This window comes from Acidithiobacillus sp. (genome assembly GCF_023255755.1).
Classification (GTDB): domain Bacteria; phylum Pseudomonadota; class Gammaproteobacteria; order Acidithiobacillales; family Acidithiobacillaceae; genus Acidithiobacillus.
The window spans coordinates 1-6583 of sequence record NZ_JAGDVS010000094.1; the positions used below are offsets into that span (position 1 = coordinate 1).

Sequence of the window (6583 nt, forward strand, 5' to 3'; positions counted from 1 at the left end):
GGTTCCTGGGTTTCCTGCCCTTGCTCCTGCCACTTTTGCTGCTGCCCCCGATTCTTGAGTGGTTATGGCGTCTGAAACAGCCACAAGCCTTTGCCAGCGCTCATGAGTTCATTCTTTTTGCGGATATTATGTATATTTTCCTGACCCGCCTGTTAGTGCTGGACGTCATGCTCTTTTTTGTGGGACGCGCCCGCCATGCGCTGCATGCGGCGCTATTGCGCATTGTGGCCCTATATCTTGAAATCACTGCGGTAACCGTCACCTACTTCGCGCTGGTCTACCATCTTTTCGGGGTATTCCATCTCTTTCAATTCAGCGTTCATATTATGCCGCAGAAGTTCGCCGCTATTGAGGCCCATCCCTTCCTGACTGCGTTGTATATCTCGGTGGAGACATTCACAACACTGGGCCTGGGTGACTGGGTTCCCCAGACCCTCAACGCCATGTTTGCGCTTTCCGTGGAAGCTCTTCTGGGGATGATTCAGAGCGGTGTTTTCCTGGCCATCATTATTTATGCACATCAAAGCCAGAGGCAGGTTGCGGCTGTCCCATCCATCAGTAAAACCAACCCATGATCTGGTTCAGGAATCCTAAATATCCTTTTTCTGACCAAAGCCCAGGCGCTCCCGTCTGCGTACGACAAGATCGGCCAGCCAAGCTCCGGCGAGATAGCAGAGAGACCGGGAGAGTTGCGAAAACCACGGAGGCGGAATCAGCCTGTTCGATGTTTCCGCCAGACTCATCACCAGGTAGGGATGCAGCACACCGCTGACGCCGATCCCCAGCAGCAAGGCGGTCAGTAGTGCAACCACCCAGGCGCAGCAGCGTCTTTGCAGGAAAGCATAAGCCAGACGAAAAATTACCGCGCCGAGCAGTGCGCTGAACAAACACTCGATAAACAGGATGCGCAGCATTTTCAATTCCTCGGGGAAGCGTGTTGAGAGAATGGGCGCATCATTGCATCCTGTGCCGGAAGAGCCAGGCGGCAGCACTCATGGAGAAAATCGCGATGAGCGCCAGGGGCCAGTATTGCGACCAGAGCATGGACATATTGTCCCCCTCCAGAAACACCCCGCGCACGATCACCAGAAAATAGCGCATGGGGTTGATATAGGTCAGATCCTGTACCAGTTCCGGCATATTGGCGATAGGGGTGGCGAATCCCGAGAGGATGATGGCGGGTACCAGAAAGATGAACACGCCAAGGAGCCCCTGTTGCTGGGTCACTGCCAATGAGGAGATCATCAGGCCGATGCCCACCGCCGCCAGCAGGAACAGGGCCATACCCACTAGTAGCGCGAGTATGCTGCCCACAAAAGGCACCTGAAACCAGAACACCGCCACCAAGGCTATGAAACACCCCTCCAGAGCCCCGATAATGAGGCCAGGCAGGGCTTTGCCCACCAGTATCTCCACCGGACCCATTGGGGTCACCAGGAGCTGATCAAAGGTTCCTTGCTCCCGTTCGCGCGCCACTGACAGACCGGTCACCAGGAGCGTTACCACCAGCATGAGCAGGGCCACAATGCCCGGCACAATAAACCAGCGGGACAGCAGATTGGGATTGAACCAGGAACGGACCACCAGTTGCGCCGGCGGTCGACCCCAGTGATGGTTTGCGGCCCAACGGGTATCAAAGGACAGCAGCACCGTATTGACGTAATTCAGGGCCAAAGTGGCCGTATTGGAATTGCGCCCGTCAATAATGACCTGCACAGGAGCCGGCCGATGCAGCAGCAGGTCGCGAGTGAAGTGGGGGCCGATCTGCAAGACTAGCAAGGCCTTTTCATTGTCGATGAGCGGGGCTATCTGCCCCTCGTTTTCAATGGTCGCCACCTGCTGAAAAGCCGGAGAGCCTTGAAAATCCCCCAGCAGTTCCCGGGAGGCAAATCCGGTGTCCTGGTTGTAGACGGCATAGGGGATGTGGCTCAGGTCAAAAGTGGCGGCATAGCCGAAGACCAGTAACTGGATGAGGGGTGGACCGATGAGCACGAAACGGCTTTTCTTGTCCCGCAAGAGCGCGAGGAATTCCTTGATGACCAATGCCCAGACCCGTGCCAGCATCAGTCCAGCCTCTTGTGTGAACGACGCAAGGTGACGCCGAGGAAAAACGCCGCCATCAGCAGCAGCGCCAGACTATTCCAGAGAATGATGGGCCAGACATCCCCGGCGAGGAAGATGGTCTGCAGGATACTCACGAAATAGCGGGCGGCGACAATATGGGTGATGATGCGGATGGCCGCCGGCATCGACTGGATATCGAAGATGAAGCCCGAAAGAATAAAGGCGGGCAGAAAGGTGACGATGATGGCGATCTGCCCGGCCACAAACTGATTACGGGCGACACTGGAAATCAGCAACCCCATGCCCAGCGCCGCCAGCAGAAAGAGCGCCGAGCAGGCGAGCAGCACCCAGAAACTACCGACCAGGGGGACGGCGAACAGCCAGACGGCCAGTGCTACGGAGAGCAGCATGCCGCCCATCCCCATGATAAAATACGGAATCAGTTTTCCCAGCAGAATCTCGCTCATGGTGACCGGAGTGGCCATGAGGGCCTCCATGGTGCCGCGTTCCCACTCACGGGCCACCACCAAGGCGGTCAGCAAGGCGCCAATGAGGGTCATGATCACCGCGATCAGACCCGGCACCAGGTAGTCCCGGCTGCGCAGGGCGGGATTGAACCAGATGCGGTCTTCGCCGTTCACCGGGATGATCAGCGGGGCTCCGGCATTGAACGCGCGCTGTTGCAGCCAGTTCTGCCAGATGCCCTGCAAATAGCCCTCCAGAATGCGCGCATTGTTGGCATCTACCCCGTTGATCAGAACGCCGATGGAGGCGGTATTTCCCTGTAGTATCTGGCGGCTGAAGTCCGAGCGCAGCCAGAGGATGCCATCGGCCTTGCGTGCCATAAGTGCCTGCCGGGCACTGTGCATGCTGGTATATATCTGTGGCTCGAAATAGGGGGACTGTTGCAAGCCGCCCACGAAGGCACTGGTTTCCGCCGTCGGCTGATCCACTACGACGGCGACCGGCACGCGCGTGGCATCCAGAGACACACCGTAGCCAAACAGAAACAGCAAAAATACCGGCATGAAAAAGGCGATGGCGATGGCTGAAGGGTCGCGCAGGATCTGGATGAATTCCTTGCGGATCAGTCCGCGCAGGCGTTGCAGATTCATGACGCCCTCCGGATCTGGCTTTCGTGGGCCTGGATCAGGAGAATGAAGGCGTCTTCCATGCTGGGGTCGGGATGCTCCGCATCCTTGGCCTGGGCACGCACCTGCTCGGGGCTGCCCTGGGCTAGCACTTCGCCGAGGGACATCAGCACCAGATTGTCGCAGTATTCGGCTTCATCCATAAAGTGGGTGGTGATCATGACGGTGACACCCGACTCGGCGAGGGCGTTGACCCGCTGCCAGAATTCCCGGCGCGCCAGAGGATCGACACCGGAGGTGGGTTCGTCGAGGAAGAGGATGGGCGGTTCGTGCAGCAGCGCGCAGGCCAGGGCGAGACGCTGTTTGATCCCCAAAGGAAGATCATCGGCGTTTACGTCGCGGTAGTCGCGCAACTGAAATTCCTGACGCGCCCAGTTCAGACGATCCTGCCGCCGGGTACCGCGCAAGCCATAAGCCGCCGAGAAGAAGGCGAGATTCTGATCACAGCTGAGGTTGCCGTAGAGAGAGAATTTTTGAGATACGTAACCAATGCGTGCCCGCGCCTGGCCGCTGGCGTGGCGCATGTCGACCCCGGCGACGCGCAAGGTGCCGGAGGACGCAGGTAACAGGCCACAGAGCATGCGGAAAGTCGTGGTCTTGCCAGCGCCATTGGCGCCCAGCAGGCCAAAAATCTGCCCTTTCTGTACACTGAAGGTGTTGCCTTTGACGGCCTCGAAGTGACCGAAGAATTTGCAGAGATCGCGTACTTCGATGACGGTTTCCACTGCGGATTCCCGGTCCGGTTGTGCGCTGGCCGACGCCTGGGGTGCGGTGGATGTCGCAGGTGCAGGTGTGGTTGTCGCCGCGGTCGCTGCTGTAGCGGTCACCGGCGCGCCCAGCAAATCCACAAACGCATCTTCAAAGGCCGGATCGACGGGTTGCCATTGTTCGCCCTCTGTAGCGGCGGGCTGCGCAGTGGTCCGGCAGAGCACCCGCACTCCCTCCGCCAGAATGCGGGCATCCTGAACACCCGGACGGGCTTGTAACGCCTCGCGTAGATGCCGCTTGCTGGTGCCATGGTGGGTCACCAGAAAGCAGCGTCCCTGCAGGGGCGCGCTGAAGGCCTTGGGGGTGTCTTTCTTGAGCAGTTTGCCCTGATGGAGCAGGATGATTTCGTCGCAGCGCTCCGCCTCATCAAAATAGGCCGTACTCATGAGGACCGTCACGCCCTTGTCCCGCAGTCCCTGAACAATGTCCCAGAGCTCGCGGCGCGCGATGGGGTCGACACCAACGGTAGGTTCGTCGAGCAGCAGCAATTGCGGAGCGCGTAACAGCGCACAGGCGAGGCCGAGCTTCTGCTTCATGCCGCCGGAAAGGGCACCGGAACGCCGCGCACCAAAGGGACCCAGGGCCGTCAGCTTGAGCAGGTCCTGCTGGCGGGCGCGGGCATCCTCCCGGCTGAGTCCCTGCAGGTCGGCATAGAGATCCAGATTCTCCTGTACCGTGAGGTCTTCGTAAAGGCCGAAGCGCTGGGGCATGTAGCCGATTTTGCTCTGAATGGTATTGGCCTGGCTGCGGGTGTCGGCACCCAGGACCGTCACTGTTCCGGTATCCGGCCGGAGCAGACCCGTCGCCAGACGCATCAACGTCGTTTTGCCGGCACCATCGGGACCCAGCAGGCCGGTGACGGTGCCTGCCTGCAGCGTAATTTCCAGTCGGTCCAGCGCCTGCACCCGGGCCGGGCCGCGGGCGAAGCTCTTGCTGACCTCGGTAAAACGCAGCGGGGTATCAGCTTCAGCCACGGCTCAGTTTCCGCAGGGATGCGCAGAAAGCTTTTGCGGCTGGTTGTCCGTCAGCGGAATATGAACGGTGACGGGCATACCCAGGCGCAGGCGATGCTGCGGATTGCAGGCATAGACCCGCACCCGGTACACCAGCTCCGTACGCAACTCCGTGGTTTGCACGGTCTTGGGCGTGAATTCCGCAGTGGGTGAAATGAAACCCACCCAGCCCGAGAAAGATTTGCCTGGGAAGGAATCACTGTCGATCGTCGCCTTCATGCCCAGTCGCACCTGCCCCAATGCCTTTTCTGGCAGATAGGCGCGCACCCAGACCGGATTGTCCAATGCCAGAGTGAATACCGGGGTCTGCGGGGAAATCATGTCGCCCGGCTCCAGAATACGATCCTGAACGACGCCGTCTTCTGGCGCATAAAGACGGGTGTCCGTGAGTTCGCGGCGCGCCAGAGACAGACCTGCTTTATCGGCTTGCAACTGCTGCCGCGCCGCCGCAATATCTTCTTTGCGCGGCCCCTTGATGGCCAGGGTCAGTGCCTGCTGGGCATGATCCAGATTGGCGCGCGCCGTTTTCAGGGCGGCGGCGGCATTGTCGAGACTCTGTTTGGGCACATATCGCTGTGCGGCAAGGGCCTGCTGGCGTTGCCAGGTGATCTCGGCATTGCTCAGTGTCGCCTGAGCGGCAGCGGCTTCGGCCCGGGCTTCGGCGATTTCTTCCGGACGGGAACCCGCCAGCAGGCGGGCCAGCACCTGCTCCTGTGCGGCCATACCGGCGGCATCTTTATCTACGGCGTCCTGAAACCGTACGGGGTCCAGATCTGCCAGCAATTGTCCCTTTTTTACCCGGTCGCCCTCCTGCACCCGGAGATCGAGAAGCCGACCATTGTCGTCAAAGGCCGCCTGTACCTGGCGGATGTCGATATTGCCGTAGATGGTGACGGTTTTTTCCGGGGCGTGATTGCGGCTCAGAAAATAATAGGCGACCGCACCAATGATACCGAGTATGACGACCACTATCACTGCCAGCACACGTTTATTCTTGGAAATGGCCATATCTACTCTCCGATGGTAACGAGCGCTATGTTAGGATGCTTCGTTCCGTCTTAACAGGGCATTGATGGATTCCAGATCCCCCATGCCGATCTGCCCTGACGCCGCTTTTAGTTGTACTCGCGCGACCACCTGATTGTAAAAGGCCACATTATAATCCTGTTCGGCACGGATATAGTCTGTGGCGGTTTGCAGCAGGTCGATGATGGAGCGGGTACCTACCTCATAGCCTTTGCGCGTACCTTCCAGGGAAATTTTGGCGGAAGCCAGGGTGGCTTTGGCGGCGTGAAGTTCGGCTACGCTATCCTTGAGATTGAGAAAGGCGGTCTGGGTGTTGAGGGTGACTTCATCGCGGACATTGGCGACGTGATCGACGCTGGCGACGGTCTGCGCCTGCGCCTGTTGCACCGAGGCGGAAGTGTGACCGCCCTGATAGAGCGGTACGGAGAGGTTGAGACTCACCCCCGCCTGATTTTCGACCATCCCTGGCAACATGCTGCCCAAGGTGTGTTGGGCGATCCCCTGTAGATTGACTACCGGCCAGCGCGCCCGCTGGTTGTATTGCACCTGCTCCTGCGCCGT

Annotated in this window: 7 protein-coding genes; 1 reads left to right on the forward strand and 6 read right to left on the reverse strand. The window is 59.3% G+C overall.

Going from position 1 to position 6583, the window contains the following annotated elements:
• A partial coding sequence (locus tag Q0C48_RS06665; protein WP_291522751.1) for an ion channel occupies positions 1-575 on the forward strand: 575 nt, incomplete at its 5' end.
• Between the two features lie 15 nt (positions 576-590).
• Here Q0C48_RS06665 and Q0C48_RS06670 read toward each other — a convergent pair.
• The 6 genes from Q0C48_RS06670 to Q0C48_RS06695 all read right to left on the reverse strand — a co-directional run.
• Positions 591-914 (reverse strand): hypothetical protein, encoded by a 324-nt coding sequence (locus Q0C48_RS06670; protein ID WP_291522752.1) that lies wholly within the window; start codon positions 912-914, stop codon positions 591-593.
• Between the two features lie 40 nt (positions 915-954).
• On the reverse strand, positions 955-2064 hold the full coding sequence (locus Q0C48_RS06675; protein WP_291522753.1) for an ABC transporter permease: 1110 nt from the start codon (positions 2062-2064) through the stop codon (positions 955-957).
• A complete protein-coding gene (locus tag Q0C48_RS06680; protein ID WP_291522754.1) occupies positions 2064-3179 on the reverse strand; it encodes an ABC transporter permease in 1116 nt (371 codons plus the stop codon). Before Q0C48_RS06680 ends, Q0C48_RS06675 begins: the two co-directional genes overlap by 1 nt.
• Complete coding sequence (locus tag Q0C48_RS06685) at positions 3176-4957, reverse strand: ATP-binding cassette domain-containing protein (RefSeq protein WP_291522755.1); 1782 nt, start codon at positions 4955-4957, stop codon at positions 3176-3178. Before Q0C48_RS06685 ends, Q0C48_RS06680 begins: the two co-directional genes overlap by 4 nt.
• Positions 4958-4960: 3 nt before the next feature.
• Positions 4961-6004, reverse strand: coding sequence for an efflux RND transporter periplasmic adaptor subunit (locus Q0C48_RS06690; protein WP_215859922.1), 1044 nt, complete (start codon positions 6002-6004; stop codon positions 4961-4963).
• A gap of 30 nt (positions 6005-6034) precedes the next feature.
• The coding region (locus tag Q0C48_RS06695) for a TolC family protein (RefSeq protein WP_291522756.1) at positions 6035-6583 on the reverse strand (549 nt) is incomplete at its 5' end.